The following is a 22,176-nucleotide window of genomic DNA, read 5'->3' as shown; positions in this document are numbered from 1 at the left end:
AGCTGCGGTAATCGCCCGCCCGATCGGCAAACGATCGGGCGGTTGCTGTCCACCCTGAGGCTCTTGGCAGCGCCTTCGCAACATCCTCCCAGCCTGCTCAGCCAGGCGCTCGCACATCGCTGCGTCGACGTCACCCTCAAGTCTTGTCCCAGCTTCCCACGACATACAGTCGCCCATGGATGCTCTAATTTTTGCGACGTGTGGGATGCACGGCAAATGGGACGTTTCGTGTGTATGTGTCAGAGGACTGCAGCCCTTTATGGCGGCGGCTCCCATCGTACCTGCGCCCGGATCCCGTTCTGTCTTCGAGTTTCGAAGCCCCTCCGTTTTTATCGTGCGAAACACTGTTTGCGACACCGGGTTCCGGAGTCGTCAACCCTCTCCGAAATGATAAACAGCAGGTTATTCGATGCACTTCAGCGAATTGATGGCAGTTCTTTCCACGCATCCGATCCGTCTTCAACAGGAAGAAGATGATCTGGTGATTCTCGGAGACGACGAGGGGCTGGACAGTGCCACGCTCGCAAGCCTGAGCGTGCACAAGGCAGAACTGCTGACGCTGGTAGCTCGAATGGGCGGTGACTGGCTCAGTCCGGCGTTTCGCATTACCACGGACATGCTGCCGCTGGCCAATCTGAGTCAGGAGGCGATTGACAGGATCGTCGACGCAGTACCGGGAGGGGCTGGTAATGTGCAGGACATCTACCCGCTGGCGCCGTTGCAGGAAGGGATTCTCTACCATCACCTGACGGCCGGGCAGGGTGATCCCTATGTATTGCAGGCGCTGTTCGGGGCCGAGAGTCGCGAACGTCTCGATGACTTCGCCGAGGCACTGCAGGCGGTCATCGAACGCCATGACATCCTGCGCACGGCGATGGTCTGGGAAGGTCTCGACGAACCGGTGCAAGTGGTGTTGCGTGAGGCGACGCTGGCAGTGGATGAGCTGACACTGGACGCCGCCGACGGTGACATCGAAACCCGGTTGCGCGAGCATTTTGATACCCGGCATTTCCGTCTGGACCTGCGTAAAGCGCCGCTGATGCGCATGGTCTGCGTTGAAGATACCGCCAATGCACGCTGGGTCGCTATCCTGCTGTACCACCACATTGCCATTGACCACGCGGCGATGGACCTGGTGAAACACGAGATGCAGGCCTTCCTGCTCGGTGAAGGCCATACCTTGCCTGAGACAGTGCCGTATCGCAATTACGTGGCACATGCCCGACTGGGTGTCGGGGCTGATGCTCATGAAGGTTTTTTTCGCGAAATGCTGGCCGATATCGATGAGCCAACACTGCCGTTCGGCGTGGTCGGAACGCCGGGCAGCGACTCATTGATCGAAGATGTGCGCCTGCAAGTCGATGACGCGGTGAGCGCGCGCCTGCGGACCCTGGCCCGACAGCTGGGGGTCAGTGCCGCGAGCCTGCATCACCTCGCATGGGCGCGGGTGGTGGGTGCGCTGTCAGGCAAGTCGGACGTGGTTTTCGGTACGGTGCTGATGGGCCGGATGCAGGGCGGCGACGGCGCCGATCGAGCGTTGGGTATGTTCATCAACACGTTGCCGTTGCGGGTCAAGCTGGAAGGGCATGCGGTGCGCGAAGGGGTCAGGACTACCCACGCACGGCTGACCGCCTTGCTCGGTCACGAACACGCATCCCTGGCCCAGGCCCAGCGTTGCAGTGGCGTATCCGCACCGGCACCGTTGTTCAATTCGCTGCTCAATTATCGCCACAGTGCCAGCGAACCGGTGGCCTCGTCAGAGACGCTCCAGGCCTGGCAAGGCTTGCAGAGCATGGGCAGCGAGATGCGCAGCACTTACCCGATCACGCTGTCGATCGACGACTTGGGCCAGGGCTTCAACCTGACAATTCAAGCCGTGGCACAGATCGGCGCACAGCGCATCGGCCACTATATGTTGATGGCGCTCGGCGCGCTGGTAGAGGCGCTGGAGCAGCAGCCGCAAACCCCGTTGCAGCGTTTGAACATCCTCTCGTCAACCGAACGCCAGCAAGTGCTGCACGATTTCAATGACACGGCACGCGACTACCCACGCAACAGCAGCCTGCAAGAGCTGTTCGAGCAACGAGTGGCAGCGCAGCCCGATGCACTGGCTGCTGTACAAGATGACCAGCAACTGACCTACCGTGAACTCAACAGTCGCGCCAACGCGCTGGCCCGTCACTTGACCGACCTCGGCGTGCAACCGGGGGAGCGGGTGGCGTTGCTGCTGGAGCGCTCCCTTGACCTGCTGGTCGGTCAGTTGGCGATTGTCAAATGCGGGGCGGCCTATGTGCCGCTGGACATCAACGCCCCCGCCGAGCGTCAGGCATTCATGCTGCACGACTGCGGGGCGCGGCAGGTCTTGACGCTGGCCCGCCATGACCTCCCTGAAGGCATCCAGCGGATTGACCTCGACCTGCTGCAACTGCCAGGCGATACGCCGAACCCGGTACCGTCAGCGTCCGCCGAGTCGGCGGCCTACATCATGTATACGTCCGGCTCCACCGGTATGCCCAAAGGCGTATTGGTGCCGCACCGTGCTGTCAGCCGCCTGGTGCTCAACAACGGTTACGCTGATTTCAATGCGCAGGATCGTGTAGCGTTCGCCTCAAACCCGGCTTTCGACGCCAGCACCCTGGATGTATGGGCGCCACTGCTCAATGGCGGCTGCGTGGTCGTGGTGGCGCAGTCGGTGTTGCTGTCTCTGGATGAGTTCCGCGCGCTGCTGCTGTCCCAGTCGGTCAGCGTGCTGTGGATGACTGCGGGCCTGTTCCATCAATACGCCGACGGCCTGATGGAGGCTTTCGCCAGATTGCGCTACCTGATCGTTGGTGGTGATGTGCTAGACCCGGCGGTGATCGGCCGGGTCTTGAAAGAGGGCGCCCCGCGACACTTGCTCAACGGCTACGGCCCGACCGAAGCGACGACCTTTTCCACCACCCATGAGATCACCTCGGTCGGCAACGGCGGTATTCCTGTCGGCCGCCCGATTGGCAACAGCCAGATTTATGTGCTCGACGCCCTGCGCCAACCGGTGGCGGTGGGCGTGGTCGGTGAGCTTTACATCGGCGGGCAGGGCGTGGCCAAGGGTTACCTGAACCGCCCGGAGCTGAACGCTACGCAGTTTGTCGCCAACCCTTTCAGCGACGACGCTGGAGCCCTGTTGTACCGCACCGGTGACCTTGGCCGCTGGAACGCGGACGGGGTCATCGAGTACCTGGGCCGAAACGACGACCAGGTGAAAATCCGTGGCTTCCGTATCGAACTGGGTGAAATCGAAGCGCGTCTGGTTGAATGCCCCGGCGTCAGAGAGGCCGTGGTGCTGGCCCGCCAGGACGAGTCTGGGCAAAAACGTCTGGTGGCGTATGTCGTCGGCGATGGCAGCAGCGCCTTGACCGCGGTCGGACTGCGCCGTGAACTGGCAGCTTCGCTGGCCGAATACATGGTGCCGAGCGCTTTTGTCGTGCTGGATGCGTTCCCGCTGACCGCCAACGGCAAGCTTGATCGCCGAGCCCTGCCAGTACCGGACGCCGACGCCTACGCCAGCCGTGAATTCGAGGCACCCGAGGGTGAAGTGGAAGTCACCCTGGCGCGCTTATGGTGCGAATTGCTCAACGTTGAACGCGTCGGCCGTCACGATCACTTCTTTGAGCTCGGCGGGCATTCGCTGCTGGCCGTCAGCCTGATCGAACGCATGCGTCAGGCGGGTCTGAGCGCCGATGTACGCGTGCTGTTCAGCCAGCCTACGCTGGCCGCACTGGCCGCGGCTGTCGGCGCAGGCCATGACATCAAGGTACCGTCCAACCTGATAGGTAAAGGCTGCGAGCGCATCACCCCGGAACTGTTGCCACTGGCGAATCTGACCCAGGTGCAGATCGACCAAGTGGTCGCCACCGTACCCGGCGGCGTGGCCAATGTGCAGGATATCTACGCGCTGGCACCGTTGCAGGAAGGCATTCTCTATCACCATATGGCAGCCGAGCAGGGCGACCCCTATGTCCTGCAGACTCAGTTCGCCTTTGACAACCTCGAGCGCCTGGACGCCTTCGTTCAGGCCTTGCAGATGGTCATCGATCGTCACGATATTCTGCGTACCGGTGTGGTCTGGGACGGTCTGGACTCCCCCGTGCAGGTGGTCTGGCGTCAAGCGAAATTGCACCTTGAGGGGCTTGAACTTGACCCGGCGGACGGTGAGATCGGCGCGCAACTGCATCGCCGCTTCGACCCGCGGCACTATCGCCTCGATATGAGCCAGGCACCGCTGATGCGTCTGGTCCATGCCGAGGACCCGCGCAACCAGCGAATCACTGCGATGCTGCTGTTCCATCACATGGCCCTGGACCATATGGCGCTGGAAGTGGTGAAGCATGAAATGCAGGCCTGGCTGCTGGGCGAGGCCGAAGCCTTGTCGGCACCTGTGCCGTACCGCAATTACGTGGCTCAGGCACGCCTGGGTGTCAGCCAGGCCGATCATGAAGTGTTTTTCCGCGACATGCTCGGCGATATCGACGAACCGACGCTGCCTTTCGGCCTGCAGGATGTGCAGGGCGATGGCCGTAATATCGAAGAAGCCGCGCTTGCAGTGGACAGCCAGTTGAACCTGCGCCTGCGTGCTCAGGCCCGACAACAGGGCGTGAGTGCAGCGAGTCTGGTGCATCTGGCCTGGGCTCAGGTGCTGGGCAAGGTTTCCGATCGTCGCGATGTGGTGTTCGGCACCGTACTGCTGGGCCGTATGCAGGCCGGCGAGGGCGCTGACAGGGCGCTGGGAATGTTCATCAACACCTTGCCGCTGCGGGTCGCCGTAGGCGGGCAAGGGGTACGCGCCGGGGTCAAGGCAACACACGCGCAACTTACCGCGTTGCTCGCTCATGAACATGCCTCACTGGCGTTGGCCCAGCGTTGCAGCGGTGTAGCCGCACCGACGCCACTGTTCAGCGCACTGCTCAATTACCGCCACAGTGCGGTTGGCAGCGCTGCAGAACGAACTGCCCAGGCCTGGCAGGGTATGCAAGCCCTGAACAGTGAAGAACGCACCAACTATCCGTTGACCTTGAACGTCGATGACGTGGGTGACGGCTTCAAACTGACCGCACTGGCGGCGACCACGGTCGGTGCGCAGCGCGTGTGTGGCTACATGCACACGGCACTGGAACAGCTGGTGGATGCTCTTGAGTTAATGCCACAAGCGTCGCTGCAAAGTCTGTCGATTCTGCCAGCGGTCGAACGTGAGCAGTTGCTGGTGGCGTTCAACGACACCGCGCTGGATTACCCGCAGCAGCAGACCATCCACGGGATGTTCGAAGCACAGGTCGAGCGCACTCCGGATGCGGTAGCGGTGGTTCACGGCGAACAGCGCCTGACCTATGGCGAGCTTAACGAACAGGCCAACCGCCTGGCCCATGCCCTGCGTAAACAGGGTGTGCAGCCGGATTCCCGCGTCGGGATCTGCGTTGAGCGCGGTGCGGAGATGGTCGTCGGCTTGCTGGCGATCCTCAAGGCGGGCGGCGGTTATGTACCACTGGATCCGGCGTATCCGGTAGAACGTATTGCCTACATGCTGCAGGACAGCGCTCCGGCAGCGGTGCTGGCCCAGTCGGCGACTGAAGCATTATTGGCCGACGTTTCGGTGCCAGTCATCAATCTTGACCTGGGCAACTGGCAGGACGAATCCGTCCAGAATCCGCAGGTGCAGGGGCTGACTTCCGCGCACCTGGCATACCTGATCTACACCTCGGGCTCGACCGGTCTGCCAAAGGGCGTGATGATCGAGCACCGCAACACCGTGAACTTCCTGAGCTGGGCACACAGTGCTTTCGATGCTTCTGCTCTGGAAAAAACGCTGTTCTCCACCTCACTCAACTTCGACCTCGCAGTCTATGAATGCTTTGCGCCGCTCACCTCGGGCGGCAGTATCGAAGTCGTCAAGAACGTGCTGGAGCTGCAACACGGCGAGCACGATATCGGCCTGATCAATACCGTACCGTCGGCACTTAAGGCACTGCTGGACGTTGACGGTCTGCCGGCATCGGTTCACACCGTGAACGTGGCCGGTGAAGCGCTCAAGCGCAGCCTGGTCGAGTCGCTGTTCGAGAAGACTGGTGTGCAGCGCCTGTGCAACCTCTACGGCCCTTCGGAAACCACCACCTACTCAAGCTGGGTGGCCATGGATCGCGAAGACGGCTTCGCAGCGCACATCGGCAAGCCGGTCGGCAATACACAGTTTTACTTGCTGGACGAGCAACAGCAGCCTGTGCCACTGGGTGTAGACGGTGAGATCTACATTGGCGGTGCCGGCGTGGCCCGTGGTTACCTGAACCGCGACGATCTGACCGCCGAGCGCTTCCTCAAAGACCCGTTCAGCCAAAACCCAGCGGCGCGCATGTACCGGACCGGCGACCTTGGCCGCTACCTGCCGGATGGCAATATCGAATACCTCGGTCGTAACGATGATCAGGTGAAGATCCGTGGCTTCCGTATCGAACTCGGCGAGATCGATGCGCGTCTTGCCAAACACCCGGCGGTCCATGAAGCGGTGGTCACCGCGCGCGAAGATGTGCCGGGCGACAAGCGTCTGGTGGCTTATTACACCCTGGCGGTCGGGCAAGCCGTGGTCGACATCGACAGCCTGCGCAGGCATTTGCAGGAAAAACTGCCTGAGTACATGGTGCCGGCCATTTATGTACGGCTTGAGGCTATGCCGCTGACACCGAACGGCAAACTCGACCGCAAGGCCCTGCCGGCACCAGACAGTGATGCACTGATTAACCGCGAATACGAAGCCCCACAAGGCGAAATCGAAACGCAGATTGCAGCTGTCTGGCAAGACCTGCTGGGCGTTGCCCGGATCGGTCGACACGACAACTTCTTCGAACTCGGCGGCCATTCGCTGCTGGCGGTGAGTCTGATCGGGCGTATGCGCCAGTTGGGCCTGAGCACCGATATACGCGTACTGTTCAGTCAGCCGACCCTGGCCGCACTGGCTGCTGCAGTCGGCGGTAGCACGGACATCGTGGTGCCAGCCAATCTGATCACCGAGGATTGCCAACGCATCACGCCTGAATTGCTGCCACTGGCCGACCTGACCCAGGCACAGATCGATCAAGTGGTCGCCAGCGTACCGGGCGGCGTGGCGAATGTGCAGGACATCTACCCGCTGGCCCCCTTGCAGGAAGGCATCCTCTATCACCATATCGCTGCGGAGCAGGGCGATCCCTACGTACTGCAGGCCCATTTCGCTTTCGATGACCGCGCAAGTCTGGACGCCTTCGTTCAGGCTTTGCAGGCAGTCATCGAGCGTCACGACATTCTGCGCACCGCTATGCTCTGGAAAGGTCTGGACTCACCTGTGCAGGTCGTCTGGCGCCACGCGCAGTTGCCTCTAGAGAGGCTGCACATCGACACGGCAGCCGGCGATATCGGCGCGCAACTGCACAGTCGCTTCGACCCGCGTCATCATCGTCTTGATGTCACTCAGGCACCGCTGATGCGCCTGGCCTATGCCGAGGACCCGCTGAGCGAGCGGATCTGCGCGATGTTGTTATTCCATCACATGGTCCTCGATAACATGGCGATGGCCGTGGTGCAGCATGAAATGCAGGCCTGGTTGTTGGGCGAAGCGCAAACCCTGTCGGCACCCGTGCCGTATCGCAATTATGTGGCCCAGGCACGCCTGGGCGTCAGCCGGGCCGAGCACGAAGCGTTTTTCCGCGACATGCTCGGTGACGTGGACGAACCGACGCTGCCGTTCGGTCTGATGAATGTGCAGGGCGATGGCCTTGATATCGAGGAAGCCAACCTTGCGCTGGCCCCTCGGTTGAACCTGAGACTGCGCGCTCAGGCCCGACAACAGGGCGTGAGCGCTGCCAGTCTGGTGCACCTGGCCTGGGCTCAGGTGTTGAGCGAGGTTTCAAACCGGCAGGACGTGGTGTTCGGCACCGTGCTGATGGGCCGGATGCAGGCCGGCGAAGGCGCCGAGCGGGCATTGGGGATGTTCATCAACACCTTGCCGCTGCGGGTTTCGGTGGGCGGCAAGAGTGTGCGTGACGGGGTCAAGGCCACTCATGAACGCCTGACCGCTTTGCTGGGTCATGAGCATGCCTCGCTGGCGCTGGCTCAGCGTTGCAGCGGCATTACCGCACCGACGCCACTGTTCAGTTCGCTGCTCAATTATCGCCACGGTACGCCTGGCAGCGTATCCGAGCGGGCTACCCAGGCCTGGCAGGGTATTCATACGCTGAACAGCGAAGAACGCACCAACTATCCATTGACCTTGAACGTCGATGACTCCGGTGAAGGCTTCAACCTGAACGTACTGGTCAGCAGCGCCGTGGGTGCCAAACGGGTCTGCGGTTACATGCAGACCGTGCTGGAGCATCTGGTGGATGCGCTGGAACAGTCACCGTCTTCGGCCCTCGACAGCCTGCCGATCCTGCCTGTTGCCGAGCGTGAGCAGTTGCTGGTGGCGTTCAACGACACCGCGCTGGATTACCCGCCCGAACAGACCATTCATGGCTTGTTCGAAGCACAGGTCGAGCGCACTCCGGATGCGGTAGCGGTGGTTCACGGCGAACAGCGCCTGACCTATCGCGAGCTTAACGAGCAGGCCAACCGCTTGGCCCATGCCTTGCGCAAGCAGGGCGTGCAGCCGGATTCCCGCGTCGGGATCTGTGTCGAGCGCAGTGCCGAGATGGTCGTCGGTCTGCTGGCTATCCTCAAGGCGGGCGGCGGGTATGTGCCGCTGGATCCGGCGTATCCGGTAGAACGCATCGCTTATATGTTGCAGGACAGCGCGCCGGCGGCCGTGCTGGCTCAAACCGCTACCCAGGGTTTGCTGGCCGACGTTTCGGTGCCTGTGATCAATCTGGACCTCAGCGATTGGCAGGACGAATCCGTCCGGAATCCGCAGGTGGCGGAGCTGACTTCGGCGCATCTGGCGTACCTGATCTACACCTCGGGTTCCACCGGCCTGCCGAAAGGCGTGATGATCGAACACCGCAACACCGTGAACTTCCTGAGCTGGGCACACAGTGCATTCGACGCTTCTGCACTGGAAAAGACGCTGTTCGCCACCTCGCTGAACTTCGACCTCGCGGTCTACGAATGCTTTGCGCCGCTGACGTCGGGCGGCAGCATCGAAGTCGTCAAGAACGTGCTGGAGCTGCAACACGGCGAGCACGACATCGGCCTGATCAACACCGTACCGTCGGCGCTGAAAGCGCTGCTGGAAGCTAACGGCCTGCCGGCATCGGTGCACACTGTGAACGTGGCCGGTGAAGCGCTGAAACGCAGCCTGGTGGAGAGCCTTTTCGAAAAAACCAGCGTGCAGCGCCTGTGCAACCTCTATGGCCCTTCGGAAACCACCACCTATTCGAGCTGGGTGGCGATGGATCGCGAAGAAGGCTTCGCTGCGCACATCGGCAAACCGGTCGGCAACACACAGTTTTACCTGTTGAATGAACAGCAACAGCCCGTTCCACTGGGCGTTGTGGGCGAGATCTACATCGGCGGCGCCGGTGTGGCCCGTGGCTACCTGAACCGTGACGACCTGACCGCCGAGCGCTTCCTCAAAGACCCGTTCAGCCAGCAGCCTGCGGCACGTATGTACCGCACTGGCGACCTGGGTCGCTATCTGCCAGACGGCAATATCGAATACCTGGGCCGTAACGACGATCAGGTGAAGATCCGTGGTTTCCGTATCGAACTGGGCGAGATCGATGCACGCCTGGCCAAACACCCGGCGGTCCATGAAGCGGTAGTCACCGCGCGCGAGGACATTCCGGGCGACAAGCGTCTGGTGGCTTATTACACCATCCAGGCAGCGCACACTGAGCCGCACATAGATAGCCTGCGCGACTGGCTGCAGGAGCAACTGCCGGCCTACATGATCCCTGTGGCCTACGTGCGTCTCGACGCAATGCCGCTGACCCCGAACGGCAAACTCGACCGCAAGGCCCTGCCGGCACCGGACGGCGATGCACTGATCCGTGGCGGCTACGAGGAGCCACAAGGCGCAGTGGAAATCGCTCTGGCGAAGATTTGGGCCGACTTGCTCAAGCTCGAGCGTGTCGGTCGCCACGACCATTTCTTTGAACTGGGCGGGCATTCGTTGCTGGCGGTGAGCCTGATCGAACGCATGCGCCAGGCTGGTCTGAGTGCCAACGTGCGTACGCTGTTCAGTCAACCGACCCTGGCGGCACTGGCCGCAGCGGCAGGCGCGGTCGACGATCTGGTTATTCCGGCCAATGGCATTCCTGCGGATTGCCAGAGAATCACTCCGGAAATGCTGCCGTTGATCGACCTCAGTCAGGAGCAGATCGACCAGGTGGTGGCCTGCGTGCCCGGCGGCGCAGCGAACGTGCAGGACATCTATCCGTTGGCGCCGTTGCAGGAAGGCATTCTCTATCACCACATCAGCGCCGAACGGGGCGACCCCTATGTGCTGCAGGCGCAGTTTGCCTTTGACAGCCGGGCACACGTGGACACCTTCGCCAAAGCGCTGCAAATGGTCATCAACCGCCATGACATTCTGCGCACGTCCATGCACTGGGAAAGCCTCGATGAGCCGTTGCAGGTGGTCTGGCGCCAGGTCGAGCTCAGCGTCGAAGAGGTTGAGTTCGACTCTGGCCTCGGTGAGATAACCCGTCAGTTGCAGGATCACCTCGACCCGAGCCAGGTACGTCTGGACATCCGTCAGGCACCCTTGATGCGCCTGGTATGCGCCCTGGACAGCGGCAACGAACGCTGGCTGGCAACCTTGATGTTCCACCACATGATCCTTGACCACACCGCCCTGGATCAGGTGCAGCATGAAATGCAGGCCTGCCTGCTCGGTCAGGCCGGGCAACTTGGTGACTCCATTCCCTACCGCAATTATGTCGCTCAGGCCCGACTAGGCCTGAACGAGCAGGACCACGAGCAGTTCTTCCAGGACATGCTCGGCGACATCGACGAGCCGACGCTGCCGTTCGGCCTGCACGATGTGCAAGGCGATGGCAGCGCTCTCGATCATGCCCGTCTGCAGCTGGACGGCGCTTTGAACCAACGCCTGAGAGTTCAGGCGCGGCAACTCGGGGTCAGTGCGGCAAGCCTGATCCACCTGGCGTTCGCGCAAATGCTGGGCCACCTCAGCGGGCGTGAACAGGTGGTGTTCGGCACCATTCTGATGGGCCGGATGCAGAGCGGTCAGGGTGCCGAACGAGCCCTTGGCATGTTCATCAATACCTTGCCGCTACGGGTAGACCTGGGCGAGCAGGGCGTGCGTGACGGGGTCAAGGCCACGCACCGGCGCTTGACCGGGTTACTCGGGCATGAACACGCCTCGCTTGCACTGGCCCAGCGCTGCAGTGGCGTGGTTGCACCGACCCCGCTGTTCAGCGCCTTGCTCAATTATCGCCACAGCAACGTTGCCGTGACCGACGAGGCACTGACCGCGTGGAGTGGCATACAGTCGCTGGGGCTGGCCGATGAAGAACGCACCAACTACCCATTGACGGTCAACGTCGACGATACGAGTGAAGGTTTTCTATTCACCTCGCTGGTAACGGCGAGCATCGGCGCACAGCGTGTGTGTGACTATTTGCAACTGGCCGTAGAGGGGCTGGTGGATGCGCTGGAACAGGCACCGCAAACCCCGCTGCACACCATTTCGATACTGCCGCCCAGCGAGCGTGCGCAGTTGCTCGAACACTGGAACCTGCCCGCCAGGACCGATACAGACGAAATACCGATCCATCTGCAATTCGAAGCCCGTGCAGCGGAACGACCAGACGCCGTCGCGTTGATGTTCGAAGCGCAATCCCTGAGCTACGGCGAACTCAACGCCCGCGCCAACCAGGTCGCCCACCGCCTGCTGGCCCATGGCGTTCGCCCGGATGATCGGGTGGCGATCTGCGTCGAACGTGGCCCGGCAATGATTATCGGCCTGCTGGGTATTCTCAAATCCGGCGCCGGTTACGTGCCGCTGGACCCGGCGTACCCCCTTGAGCGCCTGGCCTACACCCTCGGCGACAGCGCACCGGTGGCCTTGTTGAGCCAGCAGTCAGTGCAGCAAGCCTTGCCGGTGACGGAATTACCCGTCATCAGTCTCGACGATCCCGACTTGCAGGACGAATCCGTCTGCAACCCCGAGGTACCGGGTCTGACGGCTGCGAGTCTGGCCTACGTCATCTACACCTCCGGCTCAACCGGTCTGCCCAAAGGCGTGATGGTTGAGCATCGCAACGTGGCGCGGCTGTTTTCGGCCACCGCAGACTGGTTCGCGTTTGGCGAACAGGATGTCTGGGCACTGTTCCATTCGTTCGCCTTCGACTTCTCGGTCTGGGAAATCTGGGGCGCATTGCTGCACGGCGGCCGTCTGTTGATCGTCCCGCAACTGGTCAGCCGTTCGCCCGAAGACGTCTACAACCTGGTATGCAGTGCCGGAGTGACGGTGCTCAACCAGACGCCGAGTGCGTTCCGCCAACTGATTGCTGCACAAGGCGAGAACGGGCAGGCACATTCGTTGCGCCAGGTGATTTTCGGTGGTGAAGCGCTGGAAACGGCGATGCTCAAGCCGTGGTACGCCCGCAACGTGAATGCCGGTACACAACTGGTAAACATGTACGGCATTACCGAAACCACCGTGCATGTGACCTATTACCCGTTGCAGCCCGAAGATGCCCAGCGTCTTGGCGCCAGTCCGATAGGCAGGCGCATTCCTGACTTGCAGTTGTATGTCCTCGATGCCCGCGGCGAACCGGTGCCGGTGGGGGTGGTCGGCGAGCTGTATGTGGGCGGTGCCGGTGTGACACGTGGCTACCTGAACCGAGAAGCACTGACGGCCGAGCGTTTCATCGATAACCCGTTCAGTACGGCGCCGGGTGCGCGCCTGTACCGCACTGGTGACCTGGGACGCTGGCTGGCTGATGGCAGCCTGGAGTACCTGGGCCGCAACGACGAACAGGTCAAGATTCGCGGCTTCCGCATCGAGTTGGGCGAGATCGAAGCGCAACTCGCCGCGTGTGAGGGTGTACAGGATGCACTGATGCTGGTCCGCGAGGACGAACCGGGCGACAAGCGTCTGGTGGCCTATGTCATCGGTACAGCGGGCGTCGAACTGGACGCTAGCCGATTGCGCGAGCAACTGCGCCTGTCGCTGGCCGAGTACATGCTGCCAAGTGCCTTTGTCAGCCTGGAAAGTTTCCCGTTGACGGCCAACGGCAAGCTCGACCGCAAGGCGTTGCCAGCACCCGACAGCTCGGCGGTGGCCAGTCGCGGCTATGAAGCGCCCGAAGGCGACACCGAGATGGCCATTGCGCGGATCTGGCAAGACCTGCTGCAACTGGAGCAGGTCGGTCGCCATGACCACTTCTTCGAACTGGGCGGCCACTCGCTGCTGGCCGTGAAACTGATCGAGCGCATGCGCCAGATCGATCTGGTTGCCGACGTGCGTGTGCTGTTCAGCCAGCCGACCCTGTCTGCACTGGCGGCAGCGGTGGGCGGCAAGGGTGCAGTGGAAGTACCCGCCAACCTTATTCCCGCCGGCTGTGAGCGCATCACCCCGGACATGCTGCCGCTGGTGTCGCTCAGCCAGGATGATATCGACCGAGTGGTAGAAAATGTGCCCGGCGGTCTGGCCAACGTGCAGGACATCTATGCCCTGGCGCCGTTGCAGGAGGGGATTTTGTATCACCACCTTGCCGCAGCCGAGGGTGACCCCTATCTGCAGTACGCCCTGTTTGCCTTTGACAGCCTCGAGCGTCTGCACAGTTTTGCCCAGGCCCTGCAAGGCGTGATCGCCCGGCACGATATCCTGCGCACCGCCGTGCTTTGGGAGCGTCTCGACGCCCCCGTCCAGGTGGTCTGGCGTGAAGCGACCCTGGGCCTGGATGAGCAGCTGCTGGACCCGGCCGATGGCGATATCACCGAACAACTGATCAAGCGCCTGGACCCTCGTCACACGCGCCTGGACATCCGTCAGGCGCCGATGCTGCGTATCGGCTATGCACAGGACGAAGTGAACAACCGCTGGCTGGGCATGCTGCTGTTCCATCACCTGGTGGACGATGCCACCTCGCTGCGTATTCTGAGCAGCGAAATCGAGGCCTATATGCTGGGTCAGCAAGCCTCGCTGCCGCCGTCCGTGCCTTATCGCAACTACGTGGCGCAAGCCATGCTCGGCGTCAGCCGTGAAGAGCACGAGACGTTTTTCCGCGACATGCTCGGTGACATCGATGAACCGACGCTGCCGTTCGGCCTGCAGGACGTGCAGGGCGACGGAAGCGGTATCGAGGAAGTGCGCCAGCTGGTCGACATGGACCTGAGTCGCCGCCTGCGCGTACAGGCTCGCCAGCTGGGGGTCAGCTCCGCCAGCCTGTATCACCTGGCCTGGGCCCGTGTTCTGGGCGCAGTGTCAGGCAAGGATGACGTGGTGTTCGGCACCGTGTTGCTCGGCCGCCTGCAGGGTGGTGCCGGGTCTGACCGGGCGCTGGGAATGTTCATCAACACCTTGCCGCTGCGGGTCACGCTGGGCGAGCAGGGCGTACGCAGCGGCCTGAAAGCCACCCACGCACGACTCAGCGGCCTGCTGGCCCATGAACATGCCTCGCTGGTACTGGCCCAACGTTGCAGTGGTGTACCCGCTTCGACGCCACTGTTCAGCTCGCTGCTCAACTTCCGCCACACCGGTGATGTCGGTGCAAGCGACCAGGCGCTGGTCGCGTGGGAAGGCATTCAGGCGCTGCACGGCGAAGAACGCACCAACTACCCGCTGACCCTGTGCGTGGATGATCTGGGCGAAGGTTTCGCCCTGACCATCATGGCCGAAGGGCAGATCGGTGCCAAACGTGTGTGTACCTACATGCACTGTGTGCTGGAAAACCTGGTGCAAGCACTGGAACAGACCCCGGACGCTGCGCTGGGAGCGCTGAATATCCTGCCCGCGATCGAGCGCCAGCAGCTGCTGGAAAGCTGGAACACCCCGCATGCCCTGCAGGCCGACGACGCCCTGATCCACCGTACCTTCGAAGCCTGGGTGGTGGCGCAGCCGAATACCGTGGCCCTGCATTATGAAGACCGCACACTGACCTACGCCGAGCTGAACACCCGCGCCAATCAGGTAGCCCATTGTCTGATCGGCCTGGGCGTGCAGCCGGATGACCGGGTGGCGATCTGTGTCGAGCGCAGCCTGGAAATGATTGTCGGCCTGCTCGGAGTGCTCAAGTCCGGTGCGGGCTACGTACCGATTGACCCGGCCTATCCGGCCGAGCGTATTGCCTATCAGTTGCAGGACAGCGCCCCGGTGGCGGTGCTGGCCGATGCTGCGGGGCTGGCGCTGCTGGGCACGTTCGACGGCCCACGCGTGGATTTGCACAGTCCGGCATTGCAGGCCCAACCGGGTAACAATCCACAGCTGACCGGGCTCAGCTCGCGCCACCTGGCGTATGTCATCTACACCTCCGGCTCGACCGGCCTGCCCAAGGGCGTAATGGTCGAGCACCGCAACGTGGCCCGGCTGTTCTCGGCTACCCAGAGCTGGTTTGGCTTCAATGAGCAGGATGTCTGGGCGTTGTTCCATTCATTCGCGTTCGACTTCTCGGTCTGGGAAATCTGGGGTGCGCTGTTGCACGGCGGGCGTTTGCTGATCGTGCCGCAGTTGGTCAGCCGCTCTCCGCAAGACTGCTACGCGCTGTTGTGCAGCGCCGAAGTGACGGTGCTCAACCAGACCCCGAGCGCGTTCCGCCAGTTGCTCAGTGCCCAGGGCGAGAGCGATCAGCGGCACTCCTTGCGCCAGCTGATTTTTGGTGGCGAAGCGCTGGACACCGGGATCCTCAAGCCGTGGTACGCCAGGGTGATCAACGCCGGTACGCAGTTGGTGAACATGTATGGCATCACCGAAACCACGGTGCATGTGACCTATCACCCCCTGGTGGCGGCAGATGCGCAGCGTGCGGGCGTGAGCCCTATTGGTGTGCGCATTCCCGATTTGCAGTTGTATGTGCTCGACGCGCGCCGCGAGCCGGTGCCGGTGGGTGTGGTCGGCGAGCTGTATGTCGGCGGCGCCGGTGTCGCGCGGGGCTACTTGAATCGTGAAGCGTTGACGGCCGAGCGTTTCATGGCGAATCCGTTCAGCAAGGATCCTCAGGCGCGCCTGTACCGAACCGGCGACCTGGGTCGCTGGATGGACGATGGCAGTCTCGATTACCTGGGCCGCAACGACGATCAGGTCAAGATCCGTGGTTTCCGTATCGAACTGGGAGAAATCCAGGCTGCGCTGGCCGCTTGCGACACGGTCCGCGAAGCGCTGGTGCTGGTCCGCGAGGATCAACCGGGCGACAAGCGCCTGGTAGCCTATGTGATCGCCGCGCCGGGCCAGGAGATCGTCGCGGCTGACTTGCGCGCACGATTGCTGCTGTCTCTGGCCGACTACATGGTGCCCAGTGCTTTTGTGGCAATGGACAGTTTCCCGCTGACCGCCAACGGTAAGCTCGACCAAAAGGCGTTGCCCGCACCGGATGCGCAGGCACTGGCAATGCGTGAGTACGCGCCGCCCGAGGGCGATGTCGAGATCGCCATCGCGCAGATCTGGCAGTCTCTGCTGCAAGTGCCACAGGTTGGCCGCCACGATCATTTCTTCGAGCTGGGCGGGCATTCGTTGCTGGCCGTCAAACTGATCGAGCGCATGCGTCAGATCGACCTGTCGGCCGATGTGCGGGTGCTGTTCAGCCAGCCGACCCTTGCCGCGCTCGCTGCGGCAGTGGGCGGGTACACCGACGTGCAGGTGCCGGATAACCTGATTGTGCCGGGCTGCGAGCGCATTACCCCTGAAATGCTGCCGCTGGCTGACCTGGATCAGGCAGCGATTGATCGGGTCGTCGCCAGCGTGCCGGGCGGCCTGGCCAACATCCAGGACATCTACGCCCTGGCCCCCTTGCAGGAAGGCATTCTGTATCACCATCTGGCGACGGATGAAGGTGACCCCTATGTCTTGCAGATGCTCCTCGCGTTCGATGATCGCGAGTGCCTGGCCGGATTCGCAGCGGCCTTGCAGAGCGTGGTCGAACGCCACGACATTCTGCGCACCGGCGTGGTCTGGGAAGGGCTTGAGCAGCCGGTACAGGTGGTCTGGCGCAACGCGAAACTGAGCCTGGAAGAGGTGGCCATCGATCCGCTCGACGGTGACGTGCTGACACGACTGCGCGAGCGTTTTGACCCGCGTCACTATCGCCTGGACATCGGCCAGGCGCCGCTGATGCGCATCGCCTATGCCGAGGACAACACCCACCAGCGTCTGGTCGGCATGTTGCTGTTCCACCATCTGGCGCTGGATCACACCTCGCTGGAAGTAGTGGTGGAGGAAATGCAGGCCAGCCTGCAGGGGCAGATCGAACAATTGCCGGCGCCGGTGCCTTATCGCAACCATGTGGCACAGGCGCGTCTGGGGATCAGCCAGGCCGAGCACGAAGCGTTTTTCCGCGACATGCTCGGCGACATCGATGAACCGACCCTCGCTTACGGCCTACAGGACGTGCAGGGTGATGGCAGCGGTATCGAGGAAGTGCATCAGGTGCTCGACAGCCAGTTGAGCAGCCGTATACGCAGCATTGCGCGGCAGTTGGGGGTTAGCGCTGCAAGCCTGGCGCACCTGGCATGGGCTCAGGTGGCAGGTCGGGTCTCGGGCCGTGAAGAAGTGGTGTTCGGCACCGTACTGATGGGCCGCATGCAGGGCGGCAGCGGTGCCGACCGGGCGCTGGGAATGTTCATCAACACCTTGCCGTTGCGCATCAGCGTCGGCAGCCAGAGCGCTCTGGCGGCGGTCAAGGTCACTCACCAGCGTCTGTCGGCCCTGCTGGGGCATGAGCATGCCTCGCTGTCGCTGGCCCAGCGCTGCAGCGGCGTGCCGAGCTCGCTGCCGCTGTTCAGTACCTTGCTCAACTACCGCCACAGCAACGGCGGTGCGGCCTCGACCGACACATTGTCGGCCTGGCAGGGCATTCAGACCCTGAGCATGGAGGAACGGACCAACTATCCGCTGTGCCTGAACGTCGATGACCTGGGCGATGACTTCACGCTCACCATTCAGGCCGTCAAGCAAATCAGTGCCACGCGCATCGGCGAGTACATGCAGGTTGCACTGCGCAGCCTGGTAGAAGCGCTGGAACACACGCCGCAAGCAGCGCTGAACAGCCTGGCGATACTGCCGGACGATGAGCGCGAGCTGTTGCTGGCGGGCTTCAATGACACCGCCCATCCTTATCCGCGCGATGTTCTGATCCACCAACTGATCGAACAACAGGCCGCCCAGCGTCCGGATGCCTGCGCCGTAAGTGGCGACAGCGGACCGTTGCTCACTTACGCCAAGCTCAACCAACAGGCCAACCAGCTCGCCCATCGCCTGATCGAGCTGGGCGTGGAGCCTGATGCGCGTGTCGCGGTCAGCCTGCGTCGCGGCCCGGAAATGGTCGTGGCGCTGTTGGGTATCCTCAAGGCCGGTGGCGCCTACGTGCCGATCGACCCGGATCTGCCCAGCGCTCGCCGGGCCTACATGCTTGAAAACAGCGCCCCCCATGCGGTGCTGACCAGTCAGCATCTGCTGGCAGATCTGCCAGCCCTTGGCATTCCGGTGCTGGTGCTCGACAGTCGTGACGACCGCGCCCAGCTTGCCGCACAGCCGGTCAGCAACCCGGATGCCAGGGCCCTGGGTCTGCAGCCGAATCATCTGGCCTACGTGCTCTACACCTCGGGTTCCACCGGGCAGCCCAAAGGCGTGATGAACGAACACCTGGGCGTGGTCAACCGCCTGCTCTGGGCTCGCGACGCCTATCAAGTGAACAGTCAGGATCGCGTGCTGCAAAAGACTCCCTTCGGTTTCGACGTGTCGGTCTGGGAGTTTTTCCTGCCGCTGCTGGCCGGTGCCGAACTGGTCATGGCACGTCCCGGCGGCCATCAGGAGCCGGACTACCTGGCGCAGGTAATGAGTGACGCGGGCATTACCCTGCTGCACTTCGTGCCTTCAATGCTCGATGTATTCCTGGAACACCGTTCGAATCGCGACTTCCCGCACCTGCGCCGCGTGCTGTGCAGCGGCGAGGCCTTGCCTCGTGCGTTGCAGCGCCGCTTCGAGCAACACCTCAAGGGTGTTGAATTGCACAACCTGTATGGCCCGACCGAAGCGGCCATCGACGTGACTGCGTGGGAATGTCGTCCGACGGATCCTGGCGACAGCGTGCCCATCGGTCGCCCGATTGCCAATATTCAGATGCACGTGCTGGATGCCCTGGGCCAGTTGCGACCGCTGGGTGTGGCGGGCGAACTGCACATTGGCGGTATCGGCGTGGCACGGGGTTACCTGAACCAGCCAGAGCTGAGTGCCGAACGTTTCATCGCCGACCCGTTCTCCGAAGACCCACAGGCACGCCTGTACAAAACCGGCGACGTGGGTCGCTGGCTGGTCAATGGCGCGCTGGAGTACCTGGGCCGCAATGACTTCCAGGTGAAGATTCGCGGCCTGCGCATCGAAATCGGTGAAGTCGAGGCCGCGTTGGCCAAACACCCGGCCGTCCACGAAGCGGTGGTCACCGCTCGCGAAGACATCCCCGGTGACAAACGCCTTGTGGCTTACTACACGCAGTCTGCCGAACACACTGCTGTCGATATCGAAACCCTGCGCAGTCACCTGCAGCAACAGTTGCCGGAGTACATGGTTCCGGCCATTTATGTGCTGCTTGAGGCCATGCCACTGACGCCGAACGGCAAGCTGGATCGCAAGGCGCTGCCAGCACCGGACAGTGACGCGCTGATCAGCCGTGGCTACGAAGCACCGCAAGGCGAAACCGAAGAGCAGATCGCGGTTATCTGGCAAGACCTGCTGGGCGTCGAGCAGGTCGGGCGTCACGACAACTTCTTCGAACTCGGCGGTCACTCGCTGCTGGCCGTCAGCCTCACCGGGCGTATGCGCCAGTTGGGCCTGAGTGCCGATGTGCGCGTGCTGTTCAGCCAGCCCACCCTGGCCGCGCTGGCCGCCGCCGTGGGCGGCGGCACCGAGATCGTGGTGCCAGCCAACCTGATCACCGAGGACTGTCAGCGCATTACGCCTGACCTGCTGCCACTGGCCGACCTGACTCAGGCGCAGATCGATCAAGTCGTAGCAACTGTGCCGGGCGGCGTAGCCAATGTGCAGGACATCTACGCATTGGCGCCGTTGCAGGCAGGCATCCTTTATCACCATCTGGCCGCCGAAGTCGGTGACCCCTATGTGCTACAGACGCAGTTCGCCTTCGCTGACAGCGATCGCCTGAACGCCTTCGTTCAGGCCTTGCAGATGGTCATCGACCGCCACGACATTCTGCGCACCAGCGTGGTATGGGACGGTCTGGACTCACCGGTGCAAGTGGTCTGGCGTCAGGCCCGGTTGCACCTTGACGCGCTTGAGCTTGATCCGGCAGAGGGCGATATCGGTGCGCAACTGCACAGCCGCTTCGATCCGCGCCATTACCGTCTGAACGTCGGCCAGGCACCGCTGATGCGTGTGGCCTATGCCGAAGACCCGCTCAACCAGCGCATCTGCGCGTTGCTGTTGTTCCACCACATGGCGCTGGACCACGTGGCGCTGGAAGTGGTGAAGCATGAAATGCAGGCCTGGCTGGCGGGCGAGGCAGACAGCCTGGCAGCGTCGGTGCCCGTGCCGTATCGCAACTATGTGGCCCAGGCACGCCTGGGTGTCAGCCAGGCCGATCACGAAACGTTTTTCCGCGACATGCTCGGCGATATCGATGAGCCGACGCTGCCGTTCGGCCTGCTGGATGTGCAGGGTGAAGGTCGCGACATCGAGGAAGCCAGCCTGGCGCTTGACCCTCAACTCAACCTGCGCCTGCGTGCTCAGGCCCGGCAACAGGGGGTGAGTGCCGCCAGCCTGGTGCACCTGGCCTGGGCTCAGGTGTTAGGCAAGGTATCAAACAAGCAGGACGTGGTGTTCGGCACCGTCCTGATGGGCCGGATGCAGAGTGGCGAAGGTGCCGAGCGGGCACTGGGGATGTTCATCAACACCTTGCCACTGCGGGTGTCGGTGGGCGAGCAGGGCGTACGCGACGGGGTCAAGGCCACTCACAAGCGCCTGACGGCCTTGCTCGGTCACGAACATGCTTCGCTGGCGTTGGCCCAGCGTTGCAGCGGTGTAGCTGCACCCGCGCCGCTGTTCAGCGCGCTGCTCAACTATCGTCACAGTGGGGTCGGCAGTGCATCCGACGAGGCCATGCAGGCCTGGCAGGGTATCGCGGTCCTCAGCGGCGAAGAACGCACCAACTATCCACTGACCTTGAACGTCGATGATCTGGCTGACGGGTTCAGCCTGACGGCTTTGGTGGTTTCGTCAATCGGTGCCCAACGTGTATGCGGCTATATGCACACGGCACTGGAAAACCTGTTGACGGCGCTGGAGCAGACGCCAGAAACATCGTTGCAAGGTTTGGCGATCCTGCCGGCGACCGAGCGCGAGCAGTTGCTGGTGGCGTTCAACAACACCGCGCTGGATTACGACAACGAACAGACCATTCACGGGATGTTCGAAGCGCAGGTAGAGCGCACGCCGGAAGGGGTGGCAGTCGTCCATGGCGAACAACGCCTGACCTATCGCGAGCTTAACGAGCAGGCCAACCGCCTGGCCCATGCCCTGCGTAAACAAGGCGTGCAGCCGGATTCGCGGGTCGGTATCTGTGTAGAACGCAGCGTGGAGATGGTCGTCGGTCTGCTGGCGATTCTCAAGGCAGGCGGCGGGTATGTGCCGCTGGATCCGGCGTATCCGGTAGAACGCATCGCTTATATGTTGCAGGACAGCGCTCCGGCGGCCGTTCTGGCTCAAACCGCTACCCAGGGTTTGCTGGCCGACGTTTCGGTGCCAGTCATCAATCTTGACCTGGGCAACTGGCAGGACGAATCCGTCCAGAATCCGCGAGTGGCGGGGCTGACTTCGGCGCATCTGGCGTACCTGATCTACACCTCGGGCTCCACCGGTCTGCCGAAAGGCGTGATGATCGAACACCGCAATACCGTGAACTTCCTGAGCTGGGCGCACACGGCCTTCGACGGCTCTGCACTGGAAAAAACCCTGTTCTCCACTTCACTGAACTTCGACCTCGCAGTCTATGAGTGCTTTGCGCCGCTCACCTCGGGCGGCAGCATCGAAGTCGTCAAGAACGTGCTGGA

The 22,176-nt window shown here is 62.5% G+C and carries 1 protein-coding gene (only partly in view); it reads left to right on the top strand.

Annotated elements, in window-relative coordinates; translation table 11 throughout:
* The first annotated feature begins 409 nt into the window (after positions 1 to 409).
* Positions 410 to 22,176 carry the 5' portion of a syringopeptin non-ribosomal peptide synthetase SypC gene (sypC, locus tag JOE33_RS01030; protein ID WP_209924017.1) on the top strand. It continues 18,835 nt past the right edge of the window, so 21,767 of the gene's 40,602 nt are visible here — the first part of the coding sequence; it begins with the start codon at positions 410 to 412; its stop codon lies off the right edge, out of view.

Origin of the sequence: Pseudomonas sp. PvP027, from assembly GCF_017833005.1 — a bacterium.
Taxonomy (GTDB): Bacteria; Pseudomonadota; Gammaproteobacteria; order Pseudomonadales; family Pseudomonadaceae; genus Aquipseudomonas; species Aquipseudomonas congelans.
The sequence above is the reverse complement of the archived record's forward strand: the minus strand, read 5'-3'. Positions and strand labels throughout refer to the sequence as shown.